Source organism: Pseudomonas capsici (genome assembly GCF_017165765.1).
GTDB classification, from domain to species: domain Bacteria; phylum Pseudomonadota; class Gammaproteobacteria; order Pseudomonadales; family Pseudomonadaceae; genus Aquipseudomonas; species Aquipseudomonas capsici.
Genome location: NZ_JAFGZD010000007.1, coordinates 168285 through 193916 on the forward strand (window position 1 = coordinate 168285; position 25632 = coordinate 193916).

At 59.2% G+C, this 25632-nt stretch carries 28 protein-coding genes; 16 read left to right on the forward strand and 12 right to left on the reverse strand.

Features of this window, described 5'->3' with window-relative positions:
• Nucleotides 1-165 precede the first annotated feature (165 nt).
• A complete protein-coding gene (locus JSY17_RS12145) occupies nucleotides 166-945 on the reverse strand; it encodes an exodeoxyribonuclease III (RefSeq protein WP_025257912.1) in 780 nt (259 codons plus the stop codon).
• An 82-nt stretch (nucleotides 946-1027) separates the two neighbouring features.
• On the opposite strand from JSY17_RS12145, the gene pyrE reads away from it, so the two are divergent.
• Both pyrE and JSY17_RS12155 read left to right on the forward strand, forming a co-directional pair.
• Entirely contained in the window at nucleotides 1028-1669 is a 642-nt protein-coding gene (gene pyrE / locus JSY17_RS12150) for an orotate phosphoribosyltransferase (protein WP_117180673.1), read from the forward strand.
• Nucleotides 1670-1681: 12 nt separating this feature from the next.
• Nucleotides 1682-2299 carry a DUF4124 domain-containing protein gene (locus tag JSY17_RS12155; RefSeq protein WP_162880533.1) on the forward strand — a complete coding sequence of 206 codons (618 nt, stop codon included), beginning with the start codon at nucleotides 1682-1684 and terminating at the stop codon, nucleotides 2297-2299.
• Between the two features lie 246 nt (nucleotides 2300-2545).
• Here the strand turns inward: JSY17_RS12155 and argB are convergent, their stop codons facing one another.
• Genes argB through coaBC form a run of 4 tightly spaced genes read right to left on the reverse strand, consistent with a single transcriptional unit; the run spans nucleotide 2546 to nucleotide 7753 of the window.
• Nucleotides 2546-3451: an acetylglutamate kinase gene (argB, locus tag JSY17_RS12160; RefSeq protein ID WP_117163804.1), complete on the reverse strand. Its 906-nt coding sequence runs from the start codon at nucleotides 3449-3451 to the stop codon at nucleotides 2546-2548.
• A 28-nt stretch (nucleotides 3452-3479) separates the two neighbouring features.
• Entirely contained in the window at nucleotides 3480-6026 is a 2547-nt protein-coding gene (locus tag JSY17_RS25910) for a phosphomannomutase/phosphoglucomutase (RefSeq protein ID WP_332875320.1), read from the reverse strand.
• A 56-nt stretch (nucleotides 6027-6082) separates the two neighbouring features.
• Nucleotides 6083-6538, reverse strand: coding sequence for a dUTP diphosphatase (gene dut, locus JSY17_RS12170; RefSeq protein WP_117180508.1), 456 nt, complete (start codon nucleotides 6536-6538; stop codon nucleotides 6083-6085).
• Nucleotides 6539-6544: 6 nt separating this feature from the next.
• Nucleotides 6545-7753: a bifunctional phosphopantothenoylcysteine decarboxylase/phosphopantothenate--cysteine ligase CoaBC gene (coaBC, locus tag JSY17_RS12175; RefSeq protein WP_117163802.1), complete on the reverse strand. Its 1209-nt coding sequence runs from the start codon at nucleotides 7751-7753 to the stop codon at nucleotides 6545-6547.
• A 134-nt stretch (nucleotides 7754-7887) separates the two neighbouring features.
• Here coaBC and radC point away from each other — a divergent pair, with 134 nt between their 5' ends.
• The gene (gene radC / locus JSY17_RS12180; RefSeq protein WP_117180507.1) at nucleotides 7888-8562 is read left to right on the forward strand and encodes a RadC family protein; all 675 of its coding nucleotides are present in this window, start codon (nucleotides 7888-7890) and stop codon (nucleotides 8560-8562) included.
• 116 nt (nucleotides 8563-8678) lie between these two features.
• Here the strand turns inward: radC and JSY17_RS12185 are convergent, their stop codons facing one another.
• On the reverse strand, nucleotides 8679-10265 hold the full coding sequence (locus JSY17_RS12185) for an ABC transporter substrate-binding protein (protein WP_117180506.1): 1587 nt from the start codon (nucleotides 10263-10265) through the stop codon (nucleotides 8679-8681).
• 375 nt (nucleotides 10266-10640) lie between these two features.
• On the opposite strand from JSY17_RS12185, the gene rpmB reads away from it, so the two are divergent.
• Together rpmB and rpmG are read left to right on the forward strand one after the other, a co-directional pair.
• Nucleotides 10641-10874 (forward strand): 50S ribosomal protein L28, encoded by a 234-nt coding sequence (gene rpmB, locus JSY17_RS12190; RefSeq protein ID WP_025257921.1) that lies wholly within the window; start codon nucleotides 10641-10643, stop codon nucleotides 10872-10874.
• Between the two features lie 10 nt (nucleotides 10875-10884).
• Nucleotides 10885-11040, forward strand: a complete 156-nt coding sequence (gene rpmG / locus JSY17_RS12195; RefSeq protein ID WP_007894709.1) for a 50S ribosomal protein L33 — start codon at nucleotides 10885-10887, stop codon at nucleotides 11038-11040.
• Between the two features lie 185 nt (nucleotides 11041-11225).
• On the opposite strand, the gene JSY17_RS12200 is transcribed toward rpmG, so the two are convergent.
• Together JSY17_RS12200 and JSY17_RS12205 are read right to left on the reverse strand one after the other, a co-directional pair.
• Nucleotides 11226-11429: an I78 family peptidase inhibitor gene (locus JSY17_RS12200; RefSeq protein ID WP_117180505.1), complete on the reverse strand. Its 204-nt coding sequence runs from the start codon at nucleotides 11427-11429 to the stop codon at nucleotides 11226-11228.
• Nucleotides 11430-11501: 72 nt separating this feature from the next.
• Nucleotides 11502-11873: a cupin domain-containing protein gene (locus JSY17_RS12205; RefSeq protein WP_206401813.1), complete on the reverse strand. Its 372-nt coding sequence runs from the start codon at nucleotides 11871-11873 to the stop codon at nucleotides 11502-11504.
• Between the two features lie 249 nt (nucleotides 11874-12122).
• Between JSY17_RS12205 and JSY17_RS12210 the strand changes: the two genes are divergently transcribed.
• Together JSY17_RS12210 and JSY17_RS12215 are read left to right on the forward strand one after the other, a co-directional pair.
• Entirely contained in the window at nucleotides 12123-13616 is a 1494-nt protein-coding gene (locus JSY17_RS12210; protein ID WP_122372048.1) for an aldehyde dehydrogenase, read from the forward strand.
• 167 nt (nucleotides 13617-13783) lie between these two features.
• Nucleotides 13784-14932: an MFS transporter gene (locus JSY17_RS12215; protein ID WP_117180504.1), complete on the forward strand. Its 1149-nt coding sequence runs from the start codon at nucleotides 13784-13786 to the stop codon at nucleotides 14930-14932.
• Here JSY17_RS12215 and JSY17_RS12220 read toward each other — a convergent pair.
• The gene (locus tag JSY17_RS12220; protein ID WP_206401814.1) at nucleotides 14929-16506 is read right to left on the reverse strand and encodes a phospholipase D family protein; all 1578 of its coding nucleotides are present in this window, start codon (nucleotides 16504-16506) and stop codon (nucleotides 14929-14931) included. The two genes, JSY17_RS12215 and JSY17_RS12220, sit on opposite strands and share 4 nt — an antisense overlap.
• 66 nt (nucleotides 16507-16572) lie before the next feature.
• Nucleotides 16573-17994, reverse strand: coding sequence for an aminotransferase-like domain-containing protein (locus JSY17_RS12225; RefSeq protein ID WP_117180502.1), 1422 nt, complete (start codon nucleotides 17992-17994; stop codon nucleotides 16573-16575).
• Nucleotides 17995-18168: 174 nt separating this feature from the next.
• On the opposite strand from JSY17_RS12225, the gene JSY17_RS12230 reads away from it, so the two are divergent.
• A complete protein-coding gene (locus tag JSY17_RS12230; protein ID WP_200977013.1) occupies nucleotides 18169-18402 on the forward strand; it encodes a DUF1127 domain-containing protein in 234 nt (77 codons plus the stop codon).
• A gap of 1 nt (nucleotide 18403) precedes the next feature.
• On the opposite strand, the gene JSY17_RS12235 is transcribed toward JSY17_RS12230, so the two are convergent.
• Complete coding sequence (locus tag JSY17_RS12235; protein WP_206401815.1) at nucleotides 18404-19705, reverse strand: NAD(P)/FAD-dependent oxidoreductase; 1302 nt, start codon at nucleotides 19703-19705, stop codon at nucleotides 18404-18406.
• A 108-nt stretch (nucleotides 19706-19813) separates the two neighbouring features.
• Here JSY17_RS12235 and JSY17_RS12240 point away from each other — a divergent pair, with 108 nt between their 5' ends.
• The gene (locus tag JSY17_RS12240) at nucleotides 19814-20167 is read left to right on the forward strand and encodes a YkgJ family cysteine cluster protein (protein WP_117163792.1); all 354 of its coding nucleotides are present in this window, start codon (nucleotides 19814-19816) and stop codon (nucleotides 20165-20167) included.
• 10 nt (nucleotides 20168-20177) lie between these two features.
• On the opposite strand, the gene JSY17_RS12245 is transcribed toward JSY17_RS12240, so the two are convergent.
• A complete protein-coding gene (locus JSY17_RS12245) occupies nucleotides 20178-20666 on the reverse strand; it encodes an Lrp/AsnC ligand binding domain-containing protein (protein ID WP_025257931.1) in 489 nt (162 codons plus the stop codon).
• Between the two features lie 156 nt (nucleotides 20667-20822).
• Here JSY17_RS12245 and dadA point away from each other — a divergent pair, with 156 nt between their 5' ends.
• The 7 genes from dadA (at nucleotide 20823) to JSY17_RS12280 (ending at nucleotide 25631) form a co-directional block, all read left to right on the forward strand.
• Nucleotides 20823-22124 (forward strand): D-amino acid dehydrogenase, encoded by a 1302-nt coding sequence (dadA, locus tag JSY17_RS12250; protein WP_025257932.1) that lies wholly within the window; start codon nucleotides 20823-20825, stop codon nucleotides 22122-22124.
• Nucleotides 22096-22449: a RidA family protein gene (locus JSY17_RS12255; protein WP_117163790.1), complete on the forward strand. Its 354-nt coding sequence runs from the start codon at nucleotides 22096-22098 to the stop codon at nucleotides 22447-22449. Before dadA ends, JSY17_RS12255 begins: the two co-directional genes overlap by 29 nt.
• Nucleotides 22450-22568: 119 nt before the next feature.
• Nucleotides 22569-23642 (forward strand): alanine racemase, encoded by a 1074-nt coding sequence (alr, locus tag JSY17_RS12260; RefSeq protein ID WP_206401816.1) that lies wholly within the window; start codon nucleotides 22569-22571, stop codon nucleotides 23640-23642.
• Between the two features lie 106 nt (nucleotides 23643-23748).
• Nucleotides 23749-24297, forward strand: coding sequence for a cupin domain-containing protein (locus JSY17_RS12265; RefSeq protein WP_025257935.1), 549 nt, complete (start codon nucleotides 23749-23751; stop codon nucleotides 24295-24297).
• A 182-nt stretch (nucleotides 24298-24479) separates the two neighbouring features.
• Nucleotides 24480-24902 (forward strand): c-type cytochrome, encoded by a 423-nt coding sequence (locus tag JSY17_RS12270; RefSeq protein ID WP_117180497.1) that lies wholly within the window; start codon nucleotides 24480-24482, stop codon nucleotides 24900-24902.
• Between the two features lie 139 nt (nucleotides 24903-25041).
• Nucleotides 25042-25335, forward strand: a complete 294-nt coding sequence (locus JSY17_RS12275; RefSeq protein WP_117180496.1) for a type II toxin-antitoxin system RelE/ParE family toxin — start codon at nucleotides 25042-25044, stop codon at nucleotides 25333-25335.
• A gap of 2 nt (nucleotides 25336-25337) precedes the next feature.
• Nucleotides 25338-25631, forward strand: a complete 294-nt coding sequence (locus JSY17_RS12280) for an addiction module antidote protein (protein ID WP_117180495.1) — start codon at nucleotides 25338-25340, stop codon at nucleotides 25629-25631.
• The last annotated feature ends 1 nt before the right edge of the window (nucleotide 25632 follow it).

Here is a 25632-nt window from a genome sequence, read left to right on the forward strand (position 1 = left end):
TTTTAGCCAAACTGAAGTCACTACTATAGATCGGAATTGGAACTGCACGCGGCGCCGAGGAGTATCCAGTCATTACGCCCAAGAAAAATGCCCGTACCTTGCGATACGGGCATTTTCTCTGTCGACCTGCAAGGACCTGATTTCATGGGGCCCGGAGGAGCCGGATCAGATCGTCAGGGTCCAGTCGTAGTCCACAATCAGCGGCGCATGCTGCGAGAAGCGTGGCTGACGCGGCAGGCGAGCGCTACGCACGAAGCGACGCAGACCCGGCGTCAGGATCTGATAGTCGAAGCGCCAGCCCAGATTCAGCATCTCGGCCTGTTCGCTGTCGGGCCACCAGCTGTACTGATCGCCTTCGCGGTTGACTTCGCGCAGGGCATCGACATAACCCATGGTGCCGACAATCTCGTCCATCCAGGCGCGTTCCGGCGCCAGGAAGCCAGGAGATTGCTGACTGTCGCGCCAGTTCTTGATGTCGAGCTTCTGCTGCGCCACATAGAACGAGCCACAGTAGATGTATTCGCGACGCTTGCGGCGCTGCTTGTCCATGTACTTGGCGAAGTCGTCCATGAGCTTGAATTTCTGATTCAAGTCTTCGTCCCCGTTCATTCCCGAGGGGAAAAGCAGGGTTGCAATACTGACTTTATCGAAATCTGCTTGCAGGTAACGCCCGTAGCGGTCGGCTGTTTCAAAGCCCAGGCCGCTGATTACCGCCTTCGGTTGCAACCGCGAATACAGCGCCACGCCACCCTGGGCAGGAACTTCGGCTTCGCAGGCATAAAGGAAGTAGCCATCCAGCTGAAAAGCCGGATCATCCAGTTCAAAGGTGGAGGCGCGGGTGTCCTGTAGACAGATGACGTCGGCATTCTGCGCTTGCAGCCAACTGAGCAAACCGCGCTCGACTGCAGCTTGAATGCCATTTACGTTCACACTGATGATCCGCATAAATGGCCCCAAAAATCACGTGCGTGTATGATACCCGAGCTCTACCTATTTAGCTAAATCCGTGGTATTCGGGGCTTTTTTCATGCAAGCGTATCAACGCGATTTCATTCGTTTTGCCATCGATCGCGGCGTTTTGCGCTTCGGTGAGTTCACTCTCAAGTCCGGGCGCACCAGTCCGTACTTCTTCAATGCCGGTCTGTTCAACAGCGGTTCGGCCCTGTCGCAGCTGGGGCGTTTCTACGCGGCAGCAGTGGTCGACAGCGGTATTTCCTTCGACGTCCTGTTCGGGCCAGCCTACAAGGGAATTCCCCTGGCGGCCGCGACAGCCGTGGCTCTGGCGGAACATCACGGCATGGATCTGCCCTGGTGCTTCAACCGCAAAGAGGCCAAGGCACATGGTGAAGGCGGTAGCCTGGTTGGCGCGCCGTTGACCGGCAATGTGCTGATCATCGACGACGTCATCACTGCTGGCACCGCAATTCGTGAGGTCATGCAGATCATCAAGGGCCAGGACGCAACAGCGGCCGGTGTCCTGATCGCGCTCAACCGCCAGGAACGCGGCAATGGCGAGCTGTCGGCCATTCAGGAAGTCGAGCGTGACTTCGGAATTCCGGTGGTGAGCATCGTTTCCCTGAATCAGGTTCTACAATTCCTTGCAGACGATCCTCAACTCAAGCAGCACTTGCCTGCGGTTGAAGCCTACAGGGCGCAATACGGGATCTGACAAGGGGAGTGTATGGCTGTCGCTCGCATGAACATGCGCCTGCTGAATGTGGTGCTGTGGCTGTCACTGGGCGTGCTTGCGCCCGTGACGGCTCAGGCTGCCGATCCGGCTGACGTTCTGTTCTATCGCTACATCGACAGCCGTGGCGTGACCGTTCTGGATCGCCAGGGCGTACCGCCGGAGTATGTCGCCAAGGGCTACGAAGTACTCAACGCCCGAGGGCGAGTGGTGCAGGTCATCCCTCCTGCACCGACTGCCGAAGAAGTCCGGCAGGCGGCGGCCGACAAGCTCCAGGCTAATGCCGATGCGCAGTTGCTGAGCCTCTACAGCAGCGTCGAAGAGGTGGACCGCGTCAAGGCCCGCAGGCTGGCCGAACTGGATGCCCTGATCGGCGTGGCCCAGGGCAATATCCAGGGGCTCAACGCCCAGCAGCGCAACCTGCAGAGCCAGGCTGCCGACCTTGAACGCGCAGGCCGCCCCATCCCTCAGGCCCTCATCGATCAGTTGAACGACGTGCAGGACCAGCAACAGCGAATCCAGGCCGATATCACCCGCTACCAGACCTCCCGCGTACAGGCCGAGGCAAGCTTTGCCGAGGACCGGGCGAGGGTGGAGAAACTGCTCAGGTAGCGTGGTTTCTGGCGTTTTCGCGAATGAATTGGCTCTGTCTGCATGAAGTGTCGCAAGTCCTTCAGAGGACTGTAGGAGGCAGCTTGCTGGCGAGTTCACCGTTGTCGCCAGCAAGCTGCCTCCTGCAGTATTACCTGCGCTGTACCGGAGACACCACAAGAGCGAATTCATTCGCGAAGAGCTTCTCTAGCGCATAAAAAAGCCCCGCCAACACAAGCTGGCAGGGCTTTGGTGTCGCCTTCGCAATCAGTGACGCTTGCGATTGGTGATCAGTGTACCTACACCGCTGTCGGTGAAGATTTCCAGCAGTACGGCGTTGGGGACGCGGCCGTCGATGATGTGCGAGCTGTGAACGCCGCCCTGGACTGCTTCCAGCGCGCAACGGATCTTGGGCAGCATGCCGCCGTAGATGGTGCCGTCGGCGATCAGGCCGTCGACCTGTTCGGTGGTCAGGCCGGTGAGGACTTCGCCCTGCTTGTCCATCAGGCCGGCGATATTGGTCAGCAGCATCAGTTTTTCGGCCTTGAGGGCTTCTGCAACCTTGCCTGCCACCAGGTCGGCGTTGATGTTGTAGGACTCGCCATCCGGGCCGACACCGATAGGTGCGATGACCGGAATGAAGTCGCCTTTGACCAGCATGTTAAGCAGTTCGGTGTTGACGCCCACGACTTCGCCCACATGGCCGATGTCGATGATTTCAGGCTTGGTCATTTCCGGTGTCTGACGGCTGACGGTGAGCTTGCGCGCACGAATCAGCTCGGCGTCTTTACCGGTCAGGCCGATGGCGCTGCCGCCATGACGGTTGATCAGGTTGACGATGTCCTTGTTGACCTGGCCGCCCAGAACCATTTCCACCACGTCCATGGTCTGGGCATCGGTGACGCGCATGCCATCGATGAAGTGACTCTCGATGGACAGGCGCTTGAGCAGATCACCGATCTGAGGACCGCCGCCGTGAACGACCACCGGGTTGATGCCTACCGCTTTCATCAGCACGATGTCACGCGCGAAGCCGGTTTTCAGCTCCTCGCTTTCCATGGCGTTGCCGCCGTACTTGATTACCAGCGTCTTGCCGACAAAGCGGCGAATGTATGGCAGCGCTTCGGATAGAACCTTGGCTACATTAGAGGCGGCATCACGGTCGAGGGTCATTCAGGGCTCCTGTCAAAAGGTAAGGCAATCAGAACGGAAGTTTGAGATCCGGTGCAACTTTCTTAATCTCGGTGTGGAAAACATCCTTGATACGCTGCAGCTCGGCTTCGGTTTCGGCTTCGAAGCGCAACACCAGTACTGGCGTAGTGTTGGAAGCACGCACCAGGCCCCAGCCGTTCGGATAGTCCACGCGCACACCGTCGATGCTGGTCAGTTTAGCGTCGCCCCACTGGGCGTCTTTCTCAAGGGCCTCAATGATGCTGAACTTGGTGACATCGGTCACCTTAATGTTGATCTCAGGCGTCGAAATATCGTTCGGGAAGGTCTCGAACAGGTCTTCGGCGCTCCGGGATTCCTGGCTGAGGATTTCCAGCAGGCGCGCAGCGCTGTAGATACCGTCGTCGAAACCGAACCAGCGCTCCTTGAAGAAGATATGGCCGCTCATCTCGCCAGCCAGCAGCGCGCCGCTCTTTTTCATTTCTTTCTTGATCAGGGAGTGGCCGGTTTTCCACATGACCGGACGACCGCCGTGTTCGCTGATCAGCGGGGTCAGGCGGCGGGTGCATTTGACATCGAAAATGATGTCGGCGCCTGGATTGCGTTTCAGCACGTCCAGGGCGAACAGCATCAGCAGGCGGTCGGGATAGACCACATTACCCTTGTTGGTCACCACGCCCACGCGGTCGCCGTCGCCGTCGAAGGCCAGACCCAGGTCTGCACCGGTCTCCTTGACCTTGGCGATCAGGTCTTCGAGGTTTTCCAGCTTGCCCGGATCAGGGTGGTGGTTGGGGAAGTTGCCGTCGACTTCCGCAAACAGAGAAATCACTTCACAACCCAGGGCTTCGATCAGTTGCGGGGCGATGACACCGGCTGCACCGTTGCCGCAGTCGACCACGACTTTCAGCTTGCGGGCCATCACGATGTCGTTCTTGATCTGCTGGAAGTAGCGATCAAGGATGTCGACCTTGGTGATGCTGCCTTTCTGGAAGGTCAGATTGTTGGTCTTGATGCGGTCGTGCAGCGCCTGGATCTGCTCGTTGGCCAGGGTATCGCCGGCGATGACGATCTTGAAACCGTTGTAGTCCTTGGGGTTGTGGCTACCGGTCAGCATGACGCCGGTCTTGCCGGCCAGCACGTTGGCTGCATAGTAAAGCGCAGGGGTCGGTACCAGACCTACATCGCTGACATGGCAGCCGCTGTCGTGCAGGCCTTGAATCAGTTGTTGCACCAGTTCAGGACCTGAAAGACGTCCGTCGCGCCCAACGCTGACGTTCGGTTCGTTCTGGGCCAGGCTTTCAGAGCCGATGGCGCGGCCGATCCAGTAAGCCGTTTCAGCATTGAGGGTATCCCCGACCACGCCGCGAATGTCATAGGCGCGGAAGATGCTGTCGGGAAGTGTAGGTGCCGCGGATTCTTGACTGCTCATAACTGGGGGATGCTCCGATCTCAGGAAGTCCTGGTTTTCGTCGAGAAGGTCGATATCAAGAATATCGGTATCTTGAAACAGCGGATCTGTCCATTGGGTATCAGGTGCCGTGTTTCTCGCACTGTTTGCGGTGTCCGCTTCCTCGCTCACGACCGGCTGTTGCTGGCCGCGAGGCGAAAAACGGGCAAGGGCCTGAGCTAGGCTGTTAAGTGCTTCAAGGCTCAAACCGAAGGGTTTGACGGCTTTTCCGTCAGAGAGTTCTTGAAGCAGCTGATTCAGTTGCCGGGCATCCTCGCCAATACGCCGTTGCAGAGCCCTTTCATTAAAGTGCAGACCCAGTAATGCGCCAGTCAGAGCAATGATCGCCGCCAGTAGCAGGAGCAGCAGGGAAGGTGAAGCATTCAGTGATGAACCAGGGGTGAACTCGAGTTTCCAGTTGGCATGGCCGGTATCGAAACGGGTTGTCTTGCCGCCGCCGGCATCCCCGCGTTGCAGGAAGATCTGTGCCTGACCGGTGCCGAATTGCTGGCTCAGGACGACTTTGCCGGCTTCGGCAGGCATGGCGGGCAATGCGTTGATCAGCCGTTGCGGATCGAACGCCAGCAGCAGGGTGCCAAGGATCGGCTGGGTCGGATCGGCCCGTACCGGTGCTGCGCTATAGATCACCCAGCGTTCGCCAAGCTTGCGGGCTTCGGGCGGTGCGGCCTGGCCCTGGGCGGCGTCGTTGAGCATGTCCAGAGTCGCAAAGCTCACCGGCAGCGAGCCTTGCGGATCGACGTCATTCAGGCCCTTGGGGTCGATTCGAGCGCCGATCAGGCCGTCCCACCTGAGTTGCCGTTGCAGCGTCGCCAGTGCTACGGAGTCCTTGTTCTGCAAGGCTTGTACGAGTGCGGGGCCGGATGCTGCGGCCTGGGTGTCGGCGCTCATCTGCCGCAGGGCCTGATCGACGGCCGAGGCCTGGCTGCTTCCCCAGGCCAGGGCGCTCTGTTGCTGAGGGCTGTTCGACAGCGCCAGCCAGACCAGCACCGTTGCGCACAGCAGGCCGACGAGGGCAGGGATGAGGCCGGGAAGCAGGCCTTGCAGGCTGGCAGCCGGAAGCGGGTTGGCGGCGGTTATCGATTGCTTTGACACGTTTTGACTGCCTTTCACCCGACCTCTCCTGCGATTCGTCCTGAAACGGGATGATCTTCCTGAACAGCGAGCGATCAGTGGCTGCCGGAGTGACCGAAACCACCAGCGCCACGCTGGCTTTCATCGAACGCTTCGACCAGCTCGAAGCGGGCCTGAACCACCGGCACCAGCACCAGTTGGGCGATGCGTTCGCCGATGGATATCTTGAATGCCGTCTGCCCGCGGTTCCAGCAGGAGACCATCAGTTCGCCCTGGTAATCGGAGTCGATCAGGCCGACCAGATTGCCCAGCACGATACCGTGTTTGTGGCCCAGGCCAGAGCGCGGCAGGATCATGGCTGCCAGGCCCGGATCACCGATGTAGATCGACAGGCCGGTAGGGATCAGCAATGTCTGGCCCGGTTCGAGGACGGTGTCTTCCTTGAGCATGGCGCGCAGGTCCAGGCCGGCCGAGCCTTCTGTGGCGTAGGCCGGGAGCGGGAATTCGTTGCCGATGCGAGGGTCGAGGATCTTTGCTTGTAGAGCGTGCATTCGTAGTTAAACCTGATTCATGCGTTCTGCGATAAAGGTGATCAGCTGGCGGGCAATCTTGGCCTTGCTGGTCTGGGCGAAAAGCGTTGCGTGCAACGCCCGGTCGATCACGCTGCAGGCGTTTTCCTCGCTGTTGAAGCCGATGCTGGGGTTGGCCACATCGTTGGCGACGATCAGGTCGAGGTTCTTGTCCTTGAGTTTGCGTGCAGCATAGTCGAGCAGATGTTCGGTCTCGGCGGCGAAGCCGACACTGAAAGGGCGATCCGGGCGGGTGGCGATGGTGGCCAGAATGTCCGGGTTACGGACCATCTGGAGCAGCAGGCCGTCGCCGCTTGCAGGATCTTTCTTGAGTTTGTGTGGCGCGATGACTTCCGGGCGGTAGTCGGCCACGGCTGCGGAGGCGATGAACAGATCGCAGGGAATCGCGGCCTCACAGGCGGCCAGCATGTCGCGGGCACTGACCACGTCGATGCGCGAGACGCGATCCGGCGTCTGCAGGTTGACCGGGCCGGTAATCAGCGTGACACGGGCTCCCGCTTCCACGGCGGCTTCGGCCAGGGCAAAGCCCATCTTGCCGGAGCTGTGGTTGGTGATATAGCGCACCGGGTCGATGTTTTCCTGGGTCGGACCTGCGGTGATCAGCACGTGTTTGCCGGTCAGGGTCAGGCGCTGGAAACAGTCCGCTGCGCACTGGGCCAGGTCGTTCGCTTCGAGCATGCGCCCGAAACCCACGTCGCCACAGGCCTGGCTACCTGATGCCGGGCCGAAGACGCGAAAGCCGCGATCTTCGAGCAGGCGGGTATTGGCCTGCACCGACTCGTCGCGCCACATGGCCTGGTTCATGGCCGGAGCAATGGCGACCGTTGCGTCGGTGGCCAGCACGATGGTGGTCAGCAGGTCATTGGCAATGCCTTGCGACAGACGAGCGATCAGGTCGGCGGTGGCCGGGGCGACGAGGATCAGATCCGCCCACTTGGCCAGCTCGATATGACCCATCGCGGCTTCGGCAGCGGGGTCCAGCAGGTCCATGTGTACGGGGTGGCCGGAAAGGGCCTGCATGGTCAGAGGGGTGATGAACTCGGCACCACCCTTGGTCATGACGACACGCACTTCTGCGCCGTGATCGCGCAACCGGCGAACCAGTTCGGCGCTCTTGTAGGCCGCGATGCCGCCGCCGACGCCCAGAACGATGCGTTTTCGATACAGCCGCTGCATAGACCTGCCTTTTTGGTCGAGTGAGTCCGCGACGGCGATGACGCCTCCCCAGGCCAGGTCGCCGCGCAAAAAAGATGGGCTAAGATAGCACAGCGACCGCACCGGAACAGCGGCGCCACACACATGGAGGTGCTATGAGTATTCGCAATTGGCCTGCGTCCGAACGCCCGCGTGAGCGTTTGCTGGAGTCGGGGGCGCAAAGCCTCTCGGACGCCGAGTTGTTGGCCATCTTTTTACGGACCGGCGTAGCCGGAAAAAGCGCTGTAGACCTGGCGCGTTACCTGTTGAATCAATTTGGCAGCCTCAGGGCATTGCTGGAGAGCGATCTGAGCAGATTCAGCTCGCATCTGGGGCTTGGGCCGGCGAAATTTGCCCAGTTGCAGGCGGTGATGGAGATGTCGCGTCGGCACATGGCCGAAACATTGCGTCGCGATTCGATCCTCGAAAGTCCTATGCAAGTGCGCAGGTATCTCAAGGCCATCCTTCGCCAGGAGCCGCATGAAGTGTTCGGCTGCCTGTTTCTCGACAGCAAGAATCGTGTCCTGACGTTCGAGATCCTGTTTCACGGGACTATCAATGCGGCGTATGTGCACCCTCGACAGGTCGTCAAACGTGCCATGGTCCACAATGCCGCCAGCCTGATCCTGTGCCATAACCACCCTTCAGGCGTTACCGACCCCAGCCATTCCGACATCGAGCTGACCAAGCGCCTGAAACAGGCGCTGGCGCTGATCGATGTGCGGGTGCTGGATCATGTGATCATCGGCGACGCAGAGCCGTTGTCGATGGTGGAACTGGGGCTGGTGTAGGGTTTTATCACGGTGGGAGGGGCCTTGGCCGCGACGACCCGCTTGAAGGCACCGCATTTTCAGCGCCTTCACATTGGCTGTCGCGGCCAAGCCCCCTCCAACGGACTGTGATCCGCTTACTTCACTTTCACCTTGTAGAAGTCCTGGCGTCCGAACGGGCTGACTTCATAGCCGGTCACGTCCTTGCGGGTCAGGGTGGCGGCGGTCGGGTGAGCCAGTGGCAACCAGAGGGCCTGCTGCTGGATCTGCGCCTGTGCCTGTTGATAAAGCTTGCTGCGCTGTGCCTGATCGCTGGTGGATTTGCCGTCGCTGATCAGCTTGTCCAGGGCCTTGTCGCAGTAGCGGGCAAAGTTGGTGCCCGATTGCACGGCAGCACAGGAGAATTGTGGCGTGAGGAAGTTATCCGGGTCGCCGTTGTCGCCTGCCCAGCCCATGAACAGCAAGTCATGCTCGCCAGCCTTGGCACGGCGGATCAGTTCGCCCCATTCGATGACCTTGATCTCGGCGTCGATGCCGATCTGCTTCAGGTCCGACTGCAGCAATTGTGCGCCCAGGCTCGGGTTGGGGTTCAACAGGCTGCTGGAAGGACGAGTCCAGATGGTGGTCTTGAAACCATCCTTCAGCCCGGCCTCGGCCAGCAGTGCCTTGGCCTTGGCGACATTGTGCGGGTAACCCGGCAGGTCCCTGGCGTAACTCCAGGTATTGGGCGGGTAAGGGCCGTTGGCGATTTCTGCGGTGTCTTCAAACACGGCCTTCAGGTAGTTGGCCTTGTCGAAGGCCAGGTTTACCGCCTGACGCACTTGCGGTTTGTCGAACGGTGGATGCTGGCTGTTGATTGCCACGAACGCAGTCATGAAGGCTTCGTTCTTTTCCACCTTGAGCGCCGGGTCCTTGCTGGCTTCCTGAATATCCAGCGGCTTGGGCGAAAGGGCGATCTGGCATTCGTCCCGGCGGATCTTCTGCAGGCGCACATTGGCGTCCGGCGTGATGGCGTAAATCAGTGTGTCGCTTCCGGGTTTGCCGGCGAAGTAGTCCTCGTTGGCTTCGTAGCGCACCACGGCATCTTTCTGGAAGCGCTTGAAGACAAATGGCCCGGTGCCGATGGGTTGGCTGTTGAGCTTTTCCGGAGTACCGGCTTTCAGCAACTGGGCGGTGTATTCCGCCGAGTAGATCGAGGCGAATCCCATGCTCAGGGTCGCCAGGAAGGTCGAGTCTGCATGATTCAGGACAAAGCGCACGGTGTGCTCGTCCGGCGCTTCGATGGTCTTGATAAGGGCCGGCAACTGCATGGACTGCGCGTGCGGGAAGCCGCTCTGGGCAATCTTGTGCCAGGGGTTCTGTGGGTCGAGCATGCGCTTGAAGCTGAACACCACGTCCTCGGCGTTGAATTCGCGAGTCGGCGTGAAATAAGGCGTGGTGTGAAATTTAACGCCTGAGCGCAATTTGAAATCATAGGTCAGGCCGTCGCTGGAGACGGTCCATTCCCGGGCCAGGCTTGGGACCAGTTTGCCGCTCCCGGCATCGAAATCCACCAGGCGGTTCATCAGCACGTCGGCCGAGGCATTGGTGGTTGTCAGTGAGTTGTATTGCACCACATCGAAACCTTCGGGGCTGGCTTCGGTACAGACCACCAGGTTCGATGCCTGGGAAATGGCCGGGAATAATAGTGGGGCCAGTAAGAAGGGTATTGCAGCAAGACGCATGGCGAAATTCCTGTCAGTTCAGAAAGTGTCCATCTGCCGGCGCAGTCTGGTGAGAGGCTTGATTCGCCACACTAGACCATGTGCCTGCCCAGAACAATCGCCATGGCGCGACGAGCGGTCAATTTGCCAGTGTGCCCGTGATAGCTTGAGCGCGTGGCCGGAGAGTGAAGATTCCTGAGGCTTAAAGTGGATTGCTTGTTGTTGCATCAAAGGCTTTCTGGTATAAAGCAGCGCTCTTTTCTAGGGGCCCGGTTCCTTCACTGTAGGTGTAGCCGGTAAGACCCTTAAAGAAACGCGGCGCCTGGCGCCAAATGACTGAGAGATTAAGCGGCCAACCCATGCCGGGTTGGGCATGTGGTTTTAGAGGGCTGAGGCATGTCGAGAGTCTGTCAAGTTACTGGTAAGGGTCCAGTAACCGGGAATAACATTTCCCACGCAAACAACAAAACCCGTCGTCGTTTCCTGCCAAACCTGCAGCATCATCGCTTCTGGGTTGAAGGCGAGAAGCGTTTTGTTCGTCTGCGCGTATCTGCCAAAGGCATGCGTATCATCGACAAGCGTGGCATCGAAGCTGTGCTTGCCGATCTGCGCCGCGACGGCAAAATCTAAGGAGATAATCATGCGTGAATTGATTCGTTTGATCTCGAGCGCCGGTACTGGTCACTTCTACACTACTGACAAGAACAAGCGCACGACTCCGGACAAAATCGAAATCAAAAAATTCGATCCGGTTGTACGCAAGCACGTGATCTACAAAGAAGGCAAAATCAAGTAATTGATTTTTCTTCTTGCGAAAAAGCCCGCAGCGATGCGGGCTTTTTTGTGCCTGTGGTTTTTTGCTTTGTATGATCGCGCTTCTTGCAAACCGCTGAAACGCAAAACGCCCGGTGCATTGCACCAGGCGCTTTTGGCTCGACAGTAGTGCCTTGGCACAAGGCAGGTCAGGCACTCGCCTGGCGTTTAGCCAAAGGTGAAGCCCGAAATCAGGCCCGCGTCATCGGTACCGACATGCACGCGATTCAGATCGAATTCCTTGGTGCTGACGTCGCCTGCGCCAAGCACGCGAGTGCGGCCGGTCAGTTCGCTGATGTAGGGTTTGACGCTCGGTACATAGCGGGTGCCGATCAGATATTGAAGTGCCTGGGTAATTTGTTCGTTAGTCATTTTCATAGTCCTTTATGAATAATGTCCGGATTGGACGCCCCTAGAATCTCGAATCCGATAGCGTCCCACGCGTTACTTATTTATATCTTTTTCTTCGAAAACCACATAAATCTTGCGGCATGTTTCCAGGACCTCCCAGGTCCCCTTGAAGCCTGCCGGAATCACGAACCGGTCGCCGGCCCGCAAGGTCTTGGCGCGGCCTGCCTCATCACGCAGCACTGAAACACCCTGCACGATCTCGCAGTATTCATGTTCGGTGTAGTTGACCCGCCATTGCCCCGGCGTGCCTTCCCAGACGCCAGCATTCATTTGCCCACACGGGCTGTTGTAATGGTTGTAGATCGTCTGTTGCGGATCACCCTTGAAGAGTTTTTCGGCTGGGGGGCGATAGTGCTCCGCTGTCGTACCGGCTTCGCTGAAATCGACAATGCTCTCGATGCTCATGTGTTCACCTGGCGTTGAAAAGTGATGGTGTTTGGATAGCTGGCAGCCCGGATAAGTGCCGTGCCGTTAAAAAACATCGTTTAATAAAATCAACATATGAGCCTGAAAATGGCTATTTATGTCAAATATATTGGAATTACAAAGCCTCTGGTTTAGGGTGGCGGATGCTTCGGGCTGAACTCGCAGACTCTGGATCGAGTCCTTGATGTTCAACAGCCGCGCCAATACCATCAAAAGGAGGACATGCGTATGACCACTCTGACTCATGCTGACTGGGAAAAACGTGCCCAGGATTTGAAGATAGAAGGCCGCGCCTTCATCCATGGCGAATATACCGCCGCCGCTTCAGACGCCACTTTTGATTGCCTGAGCCCGGTTGATGGCCGCTTGCTGGCCAAAGTCGCCAGTTGCGATGCCGCCGACGCCCAGCGCGCTGTAGACAGTGCTCGCAGTGTATTCAATTCCGGTGCCTGGTCGCGTCTGGCACCGACCAAGCGCAAGGCTACGATGATCCGTTTCGCGGGCCTGCTGAAAAAGCACGTCGAAGAACTGGCCCTGCTTGAAACCCTGGACATGGGCAAGCCTATCAGCGACTCCTTCAATATCGATATTCCCGGCGCGGCCCAGGCGCTGAGCTGGAGTGGCGAGGCCATCGACAAGCTGTACGACGAAGTTGCCGCTACGCCCCACGACCAGTTGGGTCTGGTAACCCGTGAGCCCGTAGGTGTCGTGGCCGCCATTGTGCCGTGGAACTTCCCGCTGCTGATGGCCTGCTGGAAGCTGGGGCCTGCGCTGTCCACCGGTAACTCGGTAATTCTCAAGCCCTCGGAAAAGTCGCCACTGACTGCCATCCGTATCGCGCAACTGGCGATTGAAGCCGGTATTCCGGCGGGCGTGCTCAACGTCCTGCCAGGGTATGGTCACACCGTGGGCAAGGCCCTGGCCCTGCATATGGATGTGGATACCGTGGTCTTCACCGGTTCGACCAAAATCGCCAGGCAATTGATGGTTTACGCGGGCGAGTCGAACATGAAGCGTGTCTGGCTCGAGGCGGGCGGCAAGAGCCCGAATATCGTGTTTGCCGACGCGCCGGATCTGCAGGCCGCAGCCGAAGCGGCAGCCAGCGCCATTGCCTTCAACCAGGGCGAAGTCTGCACGGCCGGTTCGCGACTGTTGGTCGAGCGCTCCATCAAGGATCGCTTCCTGCCGCTGGTGATCGAAGCTCTCAAGGCCTGGAAGCCAGGTAATCCGCTGGACCCGGCGACGACTGTCGGTGCGCTGGTCGATACCCAGCAGATGAACACGGTGCTGTCGTACATCGAGGCCGGTCACGCCGATGGTGCCAAGCTGGTTGCGGGCGGCAAGCGCATCCTGGAAGAAACGGGCGGCACTTATGTCGAGCCGACCATTTTCGATGGCGTGAACAACGCCATGAAAATCGCCCAGGAAGAAATCTTCGGGCCGGTACTCTCCGTCCTGACCTTTGACAGCGCCGAAGAAGCCATCCAGATCGCCAACGACACGCAATATGGTCTGGCTGCTGCGGTATGGACGGCGGACCTGTCCAAGGCGCACCTGACGGCCAAGGCATTGCGGGCCGGGAGCGTGTGGGTCAACCAGTATGACGGTGGCGACATGACTGCTCCGTTCGGTGGTTTCAAGCAGTCGGGCAACGGTCGCGACAAGTCGCTGCATGCGTTCGATAAATACACCGAGCTGAAATCGACCTGGATCAAGCTGTAAACACGGTTTTGTAAGCCTGGATCTCTAGGAGGGCCTTGGCCGCGACAGCCAGTTCAGGCGCTGAGAATGCCTTGCCTGCAAGCGGGTCGTCGCGGCCACGGCCTCTTCCACAAGTGACCGGTTTGCCAGTTGTCATTGAACACTTCTTGACCCGTCGGAGCAGGGAAATGCGTTGGGGTACATATTTCGCCGTGCTGGCCTCGGTTCTGAGTGTCGGCCTGGCGGTGGGCGTCAGCATGCCGCTGGTGTCATTGCGGCTGGAAAGCTGGGGCTATGGCACGTTTGCCATCGGGATCATGGCGGCGATGCCTGCCATCGGTGTGCTGCTCGGGGCCGGGCTGGCGAGTCGGCTGGCCTCACACTTCGGCACGGCGAACCTGATGCGTCTGTGTCTGTGGGCTGGCGCGTTCTCGGTCGGGCTGCTGGCGCTGTTGCCCTATTACGGGGTCTGGCTGGTCTTGCGCCTGATGCTGGGCGTTATCCTGACCATCGTTTTCATCCTGGGTGAAAGCTGGATCAACCAGTTGGTGATCGAGCGTTTGCGTGGCCGTCTGGTCGCGCTGTATGGCAGTAGCTATGCCTTGAGCCAACTGGCCGGGCCGCTGTTGCTGGGGGCGATCGGTACTCAGGCCGATTATGGTTTCTGGATCGGTGTGGCACTGCTGGTCAGTTCACCCTTGTTGTTGCTCGGGCGCAGCGGCGCTCCAGATACCGAGGCCTGTTCGGTGACGTTCCGGGATTTGCTTGGCTTCTGCCGTGGCATGCCCGCCATTGCCTGGGCGGTTTCACTGTTTGCCGCATTCGAGGCGCTGATCCTGACGCTCTTGCCTGTCTACAGTCTGCGCCAGGGCTTCACGCCGGAAATCGCCTTGATGATGGTCAGCACCGTGGTGGTCGGTGATGCACTGCTGCAGTTACCCATCGGCCTGCTGGCTGATCGTGTCTCGCGGCGCGCCCTTTTCTCGGGGTGTGCGGGTGCTCTGCTGGCTTCCAGCCTGATGATCCCGCTACTGATCGATACTGTGCTGATCTGGCCGCTGTGGGTGCTGTTTGGTGCCAGTGCAGGTGGTCTGTTCACCCTGTCGCTGATTCTGATTGGCGAGCGCTATCGCGATGATGCGCTGGTGCGCGCCAATGCTCATGTAGCCCAGTTATGGGGAATCGGCTGCCTGCTCGGGCCGTTGGTGGCGGGTGCCGGCAGCCAGTGGGTCAGTGGACATGCCCTGCCATTGATGATGGCCGCCGGGGCATTCGGGCTCGTGGTTCTGTCGTTGCGAAACAATGCTTTTGGCGGCAAGCAAACGGTTGTCGCTTAAAGCATCTTTTCCAGGCCAATGGCTTTGCTGACCCAGGCGTTCATGCGCCGCCACCAGCCGCCCGGCTCCTTGTGCAGGGTATGCATCTGGCCGTTGTCTTCGGTGACCCACACCACCTGGCCATTCTCCAGTTTCACTTCATAGCTCAGGTTCGGGGCCATGCCTTGCAGGGTCAGCTGGCGAAGCTCTTCGGCCAGTTTCGGGCTATCGACCAATACGCCCACTTCGGTGTTCCACAGCACCGAGCGCGGGTCGAAATTGAACGAGCCGACAAAGATTTTCTGCCGGTCGAAGATCATCGCCTTGCTGTGCAGGCTTGAGTCGGAACTGGTGAGGAACGAGCTTTTCTTGAACAGTTTCGGGCCGCTGCCGCCGGTTCCCGTGTCGCCGGGCTGGCGGCGCAGTTCGAAGAGTTTCACGTCATGTTCCAGCAGCGCCTTGCGATAGGGCGCATAGCCACCGTGTACCGCAGGCACATCGGTGGCCTCCAGTGAGTTGGTCAGCAGGCTCACGGACACACCGGCGTCCGCACGGTTGGTGAGGTACAGCAAGCCAGCCTCGCCCGGCACGAAGTACGCCGAAATCAGCATCAATTCCTGATGTGCCTTCAGCAGCTCGGGAGCCAGTTGCGTGGTGAGCAGCAGATGCGGGTCAGGCTCCCCGCGTGCCAGGACCTTGGTCGGCGCGTCCCACAAGGCCTGGTTATGGGCCCAGACCAGTTCGTTGAGCCAGATGTTCAGGCTGGGCCGGGTCTTGTAACTCATCAGCCGCTCATACAGGGCCTTGTGCTGCTGATGGGCCTCTTCCAGCGATTTGGCCAGGCGTTTGCGGGCCTTCGCCAGATCCTTGGTAGTGGGCAGGATGTACATGAACGCATCGATGGGTTTGCTCAGTGTGCTGTTCCAGTACTGATCGAAGCTGTGTCCCAGTTGCTCGGCGACCGGCCCGACACTGAGCATGTCGATATCGGTGAAATTCATATTGGGTTCGGCATCGAAATACTCGTCGCCCAGATTGCGCCCGCCGACGATGGCCACGCTGCTGTCTGCCAGCCACAACTTGTTGTGCATGCGCCGGTGTTGCTGCGAGAGGTTCATCAGTCGCCCTACACTGCGGGTCACGCCGGTTTCACGACCAAGGTTCTGCGGATTGAACAGACGGATCTGGATATTCGGGTGGGCGGCGAGGGTGGCGATGGGCTGATCGAGGCCGTCGCTGGTGGTGTCATCCAGCAGGATCCGCACACGAACTCCGCGATCTGCGGCCTTTAGCAGCTCATCGATCAGGGCTCGGGTGCTCAGGCCGTCATGCACGATGTAGTACTGCAGATCCAGGCTGCTTTTGGCATTGCGGATCAGCTCGGCACGGGCCATGAACGCATCGGTGCTTTCGGGCAGCAGGCGGAATCCCGAGCGCCCTTCATGGGGCATTGCCAGGGCCTGGATCGAGCGCCCGAACTCGGACGTTGAAGGTGCCAGGGCCTGGCTTGGCTCGTTGGGAACGCTGAAGTGAGTGCAGCCACTGACGCTCAGCGCAACCAGCAGGCAAAGGGGCAAGGCCCATGATTTATTCAAATTCTTGTCCGTCAGGCAGGTTTCGCATGCGATATGACCCTGAAATGGCGGAAAGATTTTCAGATTTCAGTCGGTTTGTGCACTCATTTTCGCAATGGTCAGGCCGATCTGGCGTACGGCGCTCTCGATTTCCGGTGTCGGCTTGGGGGCGAAGTTCATGCGCAGGCAGTTCCGGTATTTCCCGGAGGCCGAGAAAATGCTGCCCACGGCGATCTGGACATTGTGTTCCAGCAGGGCACGATTGAGGCGCAGTGTGTCGAAGTCTTCCGCCAGTTCCACCCACAGCATGAAGCCGCCCTGAGGACGGCTGACCCGTGTGCCTTCGGGGAAGTAACGCATCACCCAATCGATCATCTGGTCGCGACTGCGCTGGTATTGCGTGCGCATGCGTCGCAGATGCGGCTCGTAGTGGCCGCCCTGGAGAAATTCGGCAATCGCCAGTTGCGGTTGGGGGGCCGTGGAGCCGGTGCCGATGTATTTCATGTGCAGCACACGTTCCAGATAACGCCCCGGCGCAACCCAGCCGACGCGTAACCCGGGGGCGAGGCTCTTGGAAAACGAACTGCACAGCAGGACGCGACCATCCTCATCGAAAGACTTGATGGTGCGCGGGCGAGGGTAGTTGAAGGCCAGGTCGCCATACACATCGTCTTCGATGATCGCCACGTCGAAGCGCTGCGCGAGTGTCAGCAAGGCGCGTTTGCGTGATTCGGGCATTACGTAGCCCAGTGGATTGTTGCAATTGGGCGTCAGTTGTATGGCCTTGATGGGCCATTGTTCCAACGCCAGTTCCAAGGCTTCGAGACTGATCCCGGTTATGGGGTCGGTGGGGATTTCAAGCGCCTTCATGCCCAGCCCCTTCAGGGTCTGCATGGCGCCGAAGAAGCTGGGCGAGTCCACGGCCACGATGTCGCCCGGCGAGCAGATGGCGCGGATGCTCGCCGACAAGGCTTCGTGACAGCCCGTGGTGATGATCAGGTCGTTGGCGGTGAGGTTGCAGCCTGAATCCAGGAGCAGTCGCGCAATCTGTTCGCGAAGTGTATGGGCTCCGTAGATATTGTCGTAATACAGACTGGCCATGCTTTGATGACGGCTCAACTTGCTGAGCGAACGCATCAGTGGCTTGAGCGTCGGGCTGCTGATATCCGGCATGCCGCGTCCCAGCTGGGTAACCGCATTGGCAGGTGAGACCCGAATCAGGTCCAGCACCTGTTCCCATTGGGAAATATCCACCGGTCGTTGTGCCGGGCGACCAACGGCCGGGAGTGCCGGAGCCTTTCTGCTGGCGGGCACGAAATAGCCGGACTTGGGTTTCGGAGCCGCCAGACCGCTGTCCTCCAGCACCCGATACGCCTGTTGTACGGTACTCAGGCTGACACCGTGCTCAAGGCTCAGCGCCCGAACCGACGGTAAGCGGTCTCCCGGACGATAAAAGCCGTTTTCAATGCGTGAGCCAAGCAGTTCGGCGAGGTTGACGTAAAGCGTCATGGCGTACTCTGGAAGGTTGTGGGGCGCAGAAGCAATACAGATTGGGCAAAAATATAGCATTCAGTGCCGATTATGGCTTTTCTGTATGTAAATAAATAATGGTTTTTGAATCTGTAATGGTTTGCCGGGACAATTCATCATGACATCACACCAAAACGTGATGGAGGGTTGAAAATGAACGGGCTCAGCGATGTGCGTCTAGCGCTTCACAGCCAGCAACGGGAAGAGAAAAGTCTGGCCAGGGTCAGTGCGAGCTCCCCACCTTGCATGAGCCGCTGGGCGCTGTATCGTCATCGCTGGACCACCCGTCACGCACTGCTGAAGCTGACCGACGATCAGCTTCGCGACATCGGACTCGATGCCGGGCAGGCCATGGCCGAAGCCATGAAGCCCTTCTGGAAGGTTTGAGTCAGCGCAGTTCCTTGAGCCGATGCCAGAGCATCCCCAGTGCCAGCAGCGGCGAGCGCAGGTACTTGCCGCCGGGGAAGGTCATGTGCGGGACTCTGGCAAACAACTCGAAGCCATCGCTGTGCTGACCGGCGATGGCCTCTGCCAGTAGCCTGCCTGCCAGGTGTGTGGCATTGAGGCCATGGCCCGCATAGGCCTGGGCATAGAACACGTTCGGCTTGTCTTTGAGCTGGCCGATCTGCGGCAGGCGGTTGGCACCGATGCCGATCATTCCACCCCATTGATAATCGATCTTCACATTGGCCAGTTGCGGGAAGACCTCCAGCATCTTGGGCCGCATGTAGGCCGCGATATCCTGTGGATCGCGCCCCGAGTAGTGACAGGCACCACCGAACAGCAGGCGTCGGTCGGCCGAGAGCCGGTAGTAGTCCACTGTTACCCGCTGGTCACAGATCGCCATGTCCCGGGGAATCAGTTCGGCTGCCTGTGCCGGGCTCAGTGGTTCTGTCGCAATGATGTAGCTGCCGGCGGGCAGCACCTTGCCGCCCAGTTCCGGGTTCAGGTCATTCATGTAGGCGTTGCAGCACAGCACCAGAGTCCCGGCCTGTACCGAGCCCGAGTCGGTATGCACCTTGACCTGCGGGCCATAGTCGATGCGCGCCACGCTCGAATGTTCGAACAGTCTGACGCCGAGCGCCTGGGCGGCGGCAGCTTCGCCCAGCGCCAGATTCAAGGGATGCAGATGCCCGGACCCCATGTCGATCATGCCGCCGACATAGCGATCCGAGCCCACTACGCTGTGCATCTGCTCCGGCTGGACCAGTTGCAGGCTGTGGCGATAACCCAGGCTGCGCAACTCTTCGAGTTCTTCAGCGAAGCCGGCCAAATCACGCGGCTTGTTGGCCACGTCGCAATAACCCCATTTCAGATCGCAGTCGATGCCATGGCGTTCGATCCGCTGGCGGACGATTTCCACGGCCTCGATCCCCATCAGCTTGAGCTGGCGCACGCCGTCATGGCCGATGACGGATGTGAACTGTTCAAGGTCATGGCCGACGCCACGGATCAATTGCCCGCCATTGCGTCCGCTGGCACCCCAGCCGATTCTGCGGGCTTCCAGCAGGGCCACGCTCAAACCGCGCTCGGCTAGCTCAATGGCCGTGTTCAGCCCCGAGAACCCACCACCGACCACGCACACATCCACTTTCAGCTCGCCTTTCAGCGCAGGATAATCCGTGTGCGGATGGCTGCTGGCGGCGTAGTAAGAGGCGGCATGCTGGTTGTAGTGAACGCGGGCGTTCATGAATTGATCCTGTCGGCGGGAATTGAAAACCAGCAGCGAGGATAAGCCGCTGTCATGCGCCTGCCAACTGAGGCAGAATTCCATCACTGTGTTCGGGTGGTCGATTCAATGAGCTGCAACCGTGAAAGAATCCGCGATCTGCGTCGCCAGATTCCCTCCTTCGAGTGCGTGCCTGGGTGCCACGACTGCTGCGGCCCGGTGACCACTTCGCCTGAAGAAATGTCGCGTCTGCCGCGCAAGACCGCCGCCGAACAGGAAGCCGCTCTGAACGAGCTGAACTGTGTGCACCTCGGCCCCGATGGCTGCACGGTGTATGACGAACGCCCGCTGATCTGTCGCCTGTTCGGTACCACCCCGACCTTGCCCTGCCCGAACGGGCGGCGACCTGCCGAGCTGATTCATCCTCGGGTCGAGAAACAGATCCATGACTACATGGCCTCGACCCGGCAGGTGCTGGTTTGACCCACCGGGCTCAGTCTGCAATCGGCAGGTTCAGGCTCTCTTTCACTTCTTCCATCACGATATAGCTCTTGGACTCCCGCACATGGGGCAGCTTGAGCAGGATGTCGCCCAGCAGCTTGCGGTATGAGGCCATTTCCGAGATGCGGGCCTTGACCAGGTAATCGAAGTCACCCGATACCAGATGGCACTCCAGCACATGGGGCAGCTTCAGAATGGCCCGGCGAAACTCATCGAAGGTATCGCCCGACTTGTAGTCCAGGCTGATCTCCACGAATACCAGCAGGCTGGCCTTGAGGTATTGCGGGTTGAGACGGGCGTTGTAGCCCATGATGATGCCTTCGCGTTCCAGCCTGCGAACCCGTTCGGTGCAGGGTGTGGTCGACAGCCCGACCCGCTCGCCAAGCTCCGTGAACGAGATTCGTCCGTCTGCCTGGAGGATGCGCAGGATATTGCGGTCGATCTTGTCCAGCTCGCGTTTTGACTGGTGTTGAGTGCGCACAGGCAGTTTCCCCTCTACGAAAGCGTTCTTTGCCGAGAATTAGCGCTGAATATACGCATATATATAGTGAGATACACTGCTCGAAGCTCAATATACTGCACACAATCCTGCTTTAAACTTGAAATGGCAGCGGATATCCGCGAAGAGGTTGTCGAGATGCGTGTTCTGGTCCTTGGTGGTGGTGTGATCGGCACAACCAGTGCCTATTATCTGGCCCGTGCCGGTTTTCAGGTCACAGTGGTCGATCGTCAGCCAGCCGTTGCCATGGAAACCAGCTTTGCCAACGCCGGTCAGGTATCGCCTGGCTATGCATCCCCATGGGCTGCGCCCGGTGTGCCGCTCAAGGCGATCAAATGGCTGCTGCAGCGCCATGCGCCGCTGGCGATCAAGGTCACGGCCGATATCGATCAATACCTGTGGATGGCGCAGATGCTGCGCAACTGCACGGCCAGCCGCTATGCGGTGAACAAGGAACGCATGGTGCGGTTGTCCGAGTACAGCCGCGACTGCCTCGACGAACTGCGCCTCGAAACCGGTATCGCCTACGAAGGCCGTAGCCTGGGCACTACTCAGTTGTTCCGCACCCAGGAGCAACTGGACAACGCCGCCAAGGACATCGCCGTACTCGAACAGTCCGGTGTGCCTTACGAGTTGCTGGACCGCGAAGGCATCGCCCGGGTCGAGCCGGCTCTGGCCGGTGTCACCAACATTCTGAGCGGTGCATTGCGCCTGCCCAACGACCAGACCGGCGACTGCCAGCTGTTCACGACCCGTCTGGCGGAAATGGCCGTCAAGCTGGGAGTCGAGTTCCGTTACGGCCAGTCCATCGAACGCCTCGACCACACCGGCGACCGCATCAATGGCGTCTGGATCGACGGCAAGCTCGAAACCGCAGATCGCTATGTGCTGGCGCTGGGCAGCTACTCACCGCAATTGCTCAAGCCGCTGGGTATCCGCGCGCCGGTCTATCCGCTCAAGGGCTATTCGTTGACTGTGCCGATCACCAACCCGGACATGGCCCCGACTTCAACCATCCTCGATGAAACCTACAAGGTCGCCATTACCCGCTTCGACAATCGCATCCGCGTCGGTGGCATGGCTGAAATTGCAGGTTTCGATCTTTCGCTCAACCCTCGGCGTCGCGAAACGCTGGAGATGATCGTCAACGACCTCTATCCTCAGGGCGGCGATCTGACCCAGGCCGGTTTCTGGACCGGGCTGCGGCCGACCACGCCCGATGGCACACCGATTGTGGGTGCGACGCCATTGCGTAATCTGTTCCTCAATACCGGCCATGGAACACTGGGCTGGACCATGGCTTGCGGCTCCGGGCGTTTGCTGGCCGACCTCATGGCGAGCGAAAAACCCCAGATCAGCGCTGCAGGTCTCGATATTTCCCGCTATGGCAGTACCAAGGAGAGTGCAAAACATGTCCATTCAGCGCCAGCTCACCAATGAGCGCATGAGTCAGATTGTCGTCCACAATGGCACCGTTTATCTGGCGGGGCAGGTGGGTGACGACATGGCGGGCGATATCGAAAAGCAGACCCGTGAGACGCTCGACAATATCGAGCGCTTGCTGGATCTGGCGGGCACCACCAAAAGCCGCATCCTGTCCGTCACGATTTATCTGAAGGACATCGATGCTCACTTTGCCGGCATGAACAGTGTCTGGGACAAATGGCTGCCCAAAGGTGTCGCTCCTGCGCGTGCGACGGTCGAAGCCAAACTGTGCGAGCCGGAAATCCTGGTCGAGCTTTCAGTGGTTGCTGCGTTGCCATAACCGCAGAAGATTCATTCGCGAAGGCCGGCCACATACTGCAGGGATGTGTTGGGTATGGGCTTCGCGAATGAGTTTTACATCATGAATTTCAATTTTCTCTGAGTCAGAACTATCTTCCCATGCGTCCAGCCCGCGCCCTGATTGATCTTCAAGCCCTGCGTCACAACTACCGACTGGCCCGCGAAGCGACCGGTGCCAAAGCCCTCGCTGTCATCAAGGCCGATGCCTATGGTCATGGTGCGGTGCGTGTCGCCCAGGCTCTGGAGGCCGAAGCCAATGGTTTTGCCGTGGCCTGCATCGAAGAAGCTCTGGAGCTGCGCGAGGCGGGCATTGGTGCCCCGATCCTGCTGCTGGAGGGTTTTTTCGAAGCCGACGAACTGGCGCTGATCGTCGAGCATGACCTGTGGTTCGTCGTGCACTCCCTGTGGCAACTGGAAGCTATCGAAAAGGCCAGTATCGGTAAGCCGCTGACCGTATGGCTCAAGCTCGACACCGGCATGCATCGGGTTGGTTTGCATCCGTCCGAATTTCAGGCGGGCTATCAACGCCTGCTGGCGACCGGCAAAGTGGCGAAGATCGTCCTGATGAGTCATTTCGCCCGTGCCGACGAGCTTGGGTGTTCTCGCAGCGACGAGCAGATGGCCGTGTTTGAAGCTGCCCGCAAGGGGCTGGTCGCAGAAGTCAGCCTGCGCAACTCGCCGGCCGTCCTGGGCTGGCCGTATATCCCCAGCGACTGGGTGCGGCCTGGCATCATGCTTTATGGCGCAACGCCCTTCGATCAGTCCCAGGCGCTGGCCGACCGGCTGCAGCCGGTCATGACCCTGGAATCGAAGATCATCGGTGTGCGCGAACTGCCCGCTGGCGAGCCTGTGGGTTATGGCGCCATCTTCGTGACCGAGCGCCCGACCCGTGTCGGTGTCGTCGCCATGGGTTACGCCGATGGTTATCCACGGCATGCGCCTACCGGCACGCCGGTGTGGATCGACGGCAAACCGAGTCGCCTGCTGGGGCGGGTTTCCATGGACATGCTTTGCGTTGACCTCACCGATCTGCCCCAGGCGGGGCTCTGGAGTCATGTCGAGCTGTGGGGCAAGAACGTGCTGGCCAGCGATGTGGCGGCGCATGCTGGCACCATTCCCTACCAGATATTCTGCAATCTGCGACGCGTTCCGAGAGTCTACTCACAAGAGTGAGCCCGCTGGCCCGGTTAAAAGTCCGAGGTGTTGTAAATACTGAACGCTGTTGCCATCATGGCGTTCATCTCGACTTTAACCTTACCGAACCAGGGGGAATGCCGCATTGGACGTCGGTGAACGACTGCAATCCATTCGCAAGCTCAAGGGCCTGTCCCAGCGTGAACTCGCCAAGCGGGCAGGTGTGACCAACAGCACCATTTCCATGATCGAGAAAAACAGCGTCAGCCCCTCGATCAGTTCCCTGCGCAAGGTGCTCGGCGGGATTCCCATGTCCATGGTCGAGTTCTTTTCCGAAGAGCTCGAGCCGGAAAACCCGACTCAGGTCGTCTATAAGGCCAGCGAGTTGATCGATATCTCGGACGGTGCCGTGACCATGAAACTGGTGGGCAAGTCGCATCCAGGTCGGGCCATCGCCTTTCTCAACGAAATCTATCCGCCAGGCGCCGATACCGGTGAAGAGATGCTGGTGCATGAAGGCGAGGAAACCGGAATTCTGGTCGAAGGAAGACTGGAACTGGTCGTCGGTCTGGACACCTACATCCTCGAAGCAGGCGACAGCTACTATTTCGAGAGCACCAAACCGCATCGATTCCGCAATCCGTTCGATGTGCCGGCGCGACTAATCAGCGCAGCCACCCCGGCCAATTTTTGATCAGAAGTAGCGCAATCGCCTCATGTACGCGGGCTGGCTGGCCATACACGCCTTGAATGGGCCTTCGGGTAAATAACCATTCTTTCTGTAGGGGTGTTTCGGCTCCAAGGGCTAGTCGCTATAATTCGCCAGCCTGCCAGACCGTGGTCGCGGGCGTGATTAGTCACCATGAGGGTGTAAGCGTGAACCTGATAAACAAGATACTGGCAGGGGCTGCCATGTTGGCTTTTTGGGCATTCAACGCTCAGGCAGCGACGAATGATGAAATCGCCAAACGACTTGAGCCGGTCGGGCAGGTCTGTGTTCAAGGCAAGGAATGCGCAGGTATTGCAGTTACCGCATCAGCCGGTGGCGGCAGCGCGAAATCCCCCGACGATGTGATCGCCAAACACTGCACCGCCTGCCACAGCGTCGGCCTGCTGAATGCGCCCAAGATCGGCGATACCGCCGCCTGGGATGAGCGAGCCAAGAAAGAAGGTGGCCTGGACGGCCTGCTGGCCAAGGCCATAACCGGCCTCAACGCCATGCCCCCCAAAGGCACCTGTGGCGACTGCACCGATGAAGAGCTCAAAGGCGCCATTCAGAAGATGTCTGGCCTCAAGTAAGTCCTGCGCTGTATCCAGAACCGCCGTGGATGCCTGATCCCCGGCGGTTTTTTTGTGGGGCTGAAAGCCAAAGGCTGAGCGACAGAAATTCTTACAGAGTTTTCATGATAGTCTGTATCCACTTGGATACAATCGGGTCATGACTTATAGTGTTCAGCAAACCAGTACTTTTGCTTTATGGCATGCCGCCTTGCGTGACATGCGTGCAAGAATCGCCATTGCCCGGCGCATCGAGCGTGCATCCGCAGGTAATCTGGGGGATGTGAAGTCGGTCGGCGAAGGTGTTTCCGAGATGCGCGTGGATGTAGGCGTTGGCTACCGTGTCTATTTCACAACCCGCGACAGGACCCTCATTGTCCTCTTGGTGGGAGGCGATAAATCAACCCAGCCTGCCGATATAAAGCGGGCTAAATCAATGGCTAAGGAGGTTTGATGATGAACGAGATCCTCGTGCCTTTTGACATGGCATCGCTGCTGGACAGTGATGAAGCAATAACCGAATACCTTTCCCAGGTGCTGGCCGAAGGCGATACCGATGAGTTGATACGTGCTGTTGGTCATGTGGCGAAAGCCCGTGGCATGGCGCAGATTGCCAGGGATTCGGGGCTTGGGCGTGCGAGCCTGTACAAAGCGCTGGCACCGGGTGCAAAGCCCCGTTTCGACACCATTATCAAGGTAATGCGTGCCATGGGCGTGGAGTTGCAAGCCAGAGTCGTTGCTCACCCTTGAT

What these genes read in the sequence shown, in the direction of transcription:
- JSY17_RS12185 (WP_117180506.1), bottom strand. Translation starts at nt 10,265, where the DNA reads ATGCGTCTTGCTGCAATACCCTTCTTACTGGCCCCACTATTATTCCCG.
- argB (WP_117163804.1), bottom strand. Translation starts at nt 3,451, where the DNA reads ATGACCCTCGACCGTGATGCCGCCTCTAATGTAGCCAAGGTTCTATCC.
- JSY17_RS12280 (WP_117180495.1), top strand. Translation starts at nt 25,338, where the DNA reads ATGAACGAGATCCTCGTGCCTTTTGACATGGCATCGCTGCTGGACAGT.
- dut (WP_117180508.1), bottom strand. Translation starts at nt 6,538, where the DNA reads ATGCACGCTCTACAAGCAAAGATCCTCGACCCTCGCATCGGCAACGAA.
- alr (WP_206401816.1), top strand. Translation starts at nt 22,569, where the DNA reads ATGCGTCCAGCCCGCGCCCTGATTGATCTTCAAGCCCTGCGTCACAAC.
- dadA (WP_025257932.1), top strand. Translation starts at nt 20,823, where the DNA reads ATGCGTGTTCTGGTCCTTGGTGGTGGTGTGATCGGCACAACCAGTGCC.
- JSY17_RS12240 (WP_117163792.1), top strand. Translation starts at nt 19,814, where the DNA reads ATGAGCTGCAACCGTGAAAGAATCCGCGATCTGCGTCGCCAGATTCCC.
- JSY17_RS12275 (WP_117180496.1), top strand. Translation starts at nt 25,042, where the DNA reads ATGACTTATAGTGTTCAGCAAACCAGTACTTTTGCTTTATGGCATGCC.
- JSY17_RS12230 (WP_200977013.1), top strand. Translation starts at nt 18,169, where the DNA reads ATGAACGGGCTCAGCGATGTGCGTCTAGCGCTTCACAGCCAGCAACGG.
- JSY17_RS12210 (WP_122372048.1), top strand. Translation starts at nt 12,123, where the DNA reads ATGACCACTCTGACTCATGCTGACTGGGAAAAACGTGCCCAGGATTTG.
- radC (WP_117180507.1), top strand. Translation starts at nt 7,888, where the DNA reads ATGAGTATTCGCAATTGGCCTGCGTCCGAACGCCCGCGTGAGCGTTTG.
- pyrE (WP_117180673.1), top strand. Translation starts at nt 1,028, where the DNA reads ATGCAAGCGTATCAACGCGATTTCATTCGTTTTGCCATCGATCGCGGC.
- JSY17_RS12235 (WP_206401815.1), bottom strand. Translation starts at nt 19,705, where the DNA reads ATGAACGCCCGCGTTCACTACAACCAGCATGCCGCCTCTTACTACGCC.
- rpmB (WP_025257921.1), top strand. Translation starts at nt 10,641, where the DNA reads ATGTCGAGAGTCTGTCAAGTTACTGGTAAGGGTCCAGTAACCGGGAAT.
- JSY17_RS12205 (WP_206401813.1), bottom strand. Translation starts at nt 11,873, where the DNA reads ATGAGCATCGAGAGCATTGTCGATTTCAGCGAAGCCGGTACGACAGCG.
- JSY17_RS12215 (WP_117180504.1), top strand. Translation starts at nt 13,784, where the DNA reads ATGCGTTGGGGTACATATTTCGCCGTGCTGGCCTCGGTTCTGAGTGTC.
- JSY17_RS12200 (WP_117180505.1), bottom strand. Translation starts at nt 11,429, where the DNA reads ATGACTAACGAACAAATTACCCAGGCACTTCAATATCTGATCGGCACC.
- JSY17_RS12155 (WP_162880533.1), top strand. Translation starts at nt 1,682, where the DNA reads ATGGCTGTCGCTCGCATGAACATGCGCCTGCTGAATGTGGTGCTGTGG.
- JSY17_RS12225 (WP_117180502.1), bottom strand. Translation starts at nt 17,994, where the DNA reads ATGACGCTTTACGTCAACCTCGCCGAACTGCTTGGCTCACGCATTGAA.
- JSY17_RS12145 (WP_025257912.1), bottom strand. Translation starts at nt 945, where the DNA reads ATGCGGATCATCAGTGTGAACGTAAATGGCATTCAAGCTGCAGTCGAG.
- JSY17_RS12255 (WP_117163790.1), top strand. Translation starts at nt 22,096, where the DNA reads ATGTCCATTCAGCGCCAGCTCACCAATGAGCGCATGAGTCAGATTGTC.
- rpmG (WP_007894709.1), top strand. Translation starts at nt 10,885, where the DNA reads ATGCGTGAATTGATTCGTTTGATCTCGAGCGCCGGTACTGGTCACTTC.
- coaBC (WP_117163802.1), bottom strand. Translation starts at nt 7,753, where the DNA reads ATGCAGCGGCTGTATCGAAAACGCATCGTTCTGGGCGTCGGCGGCGGC.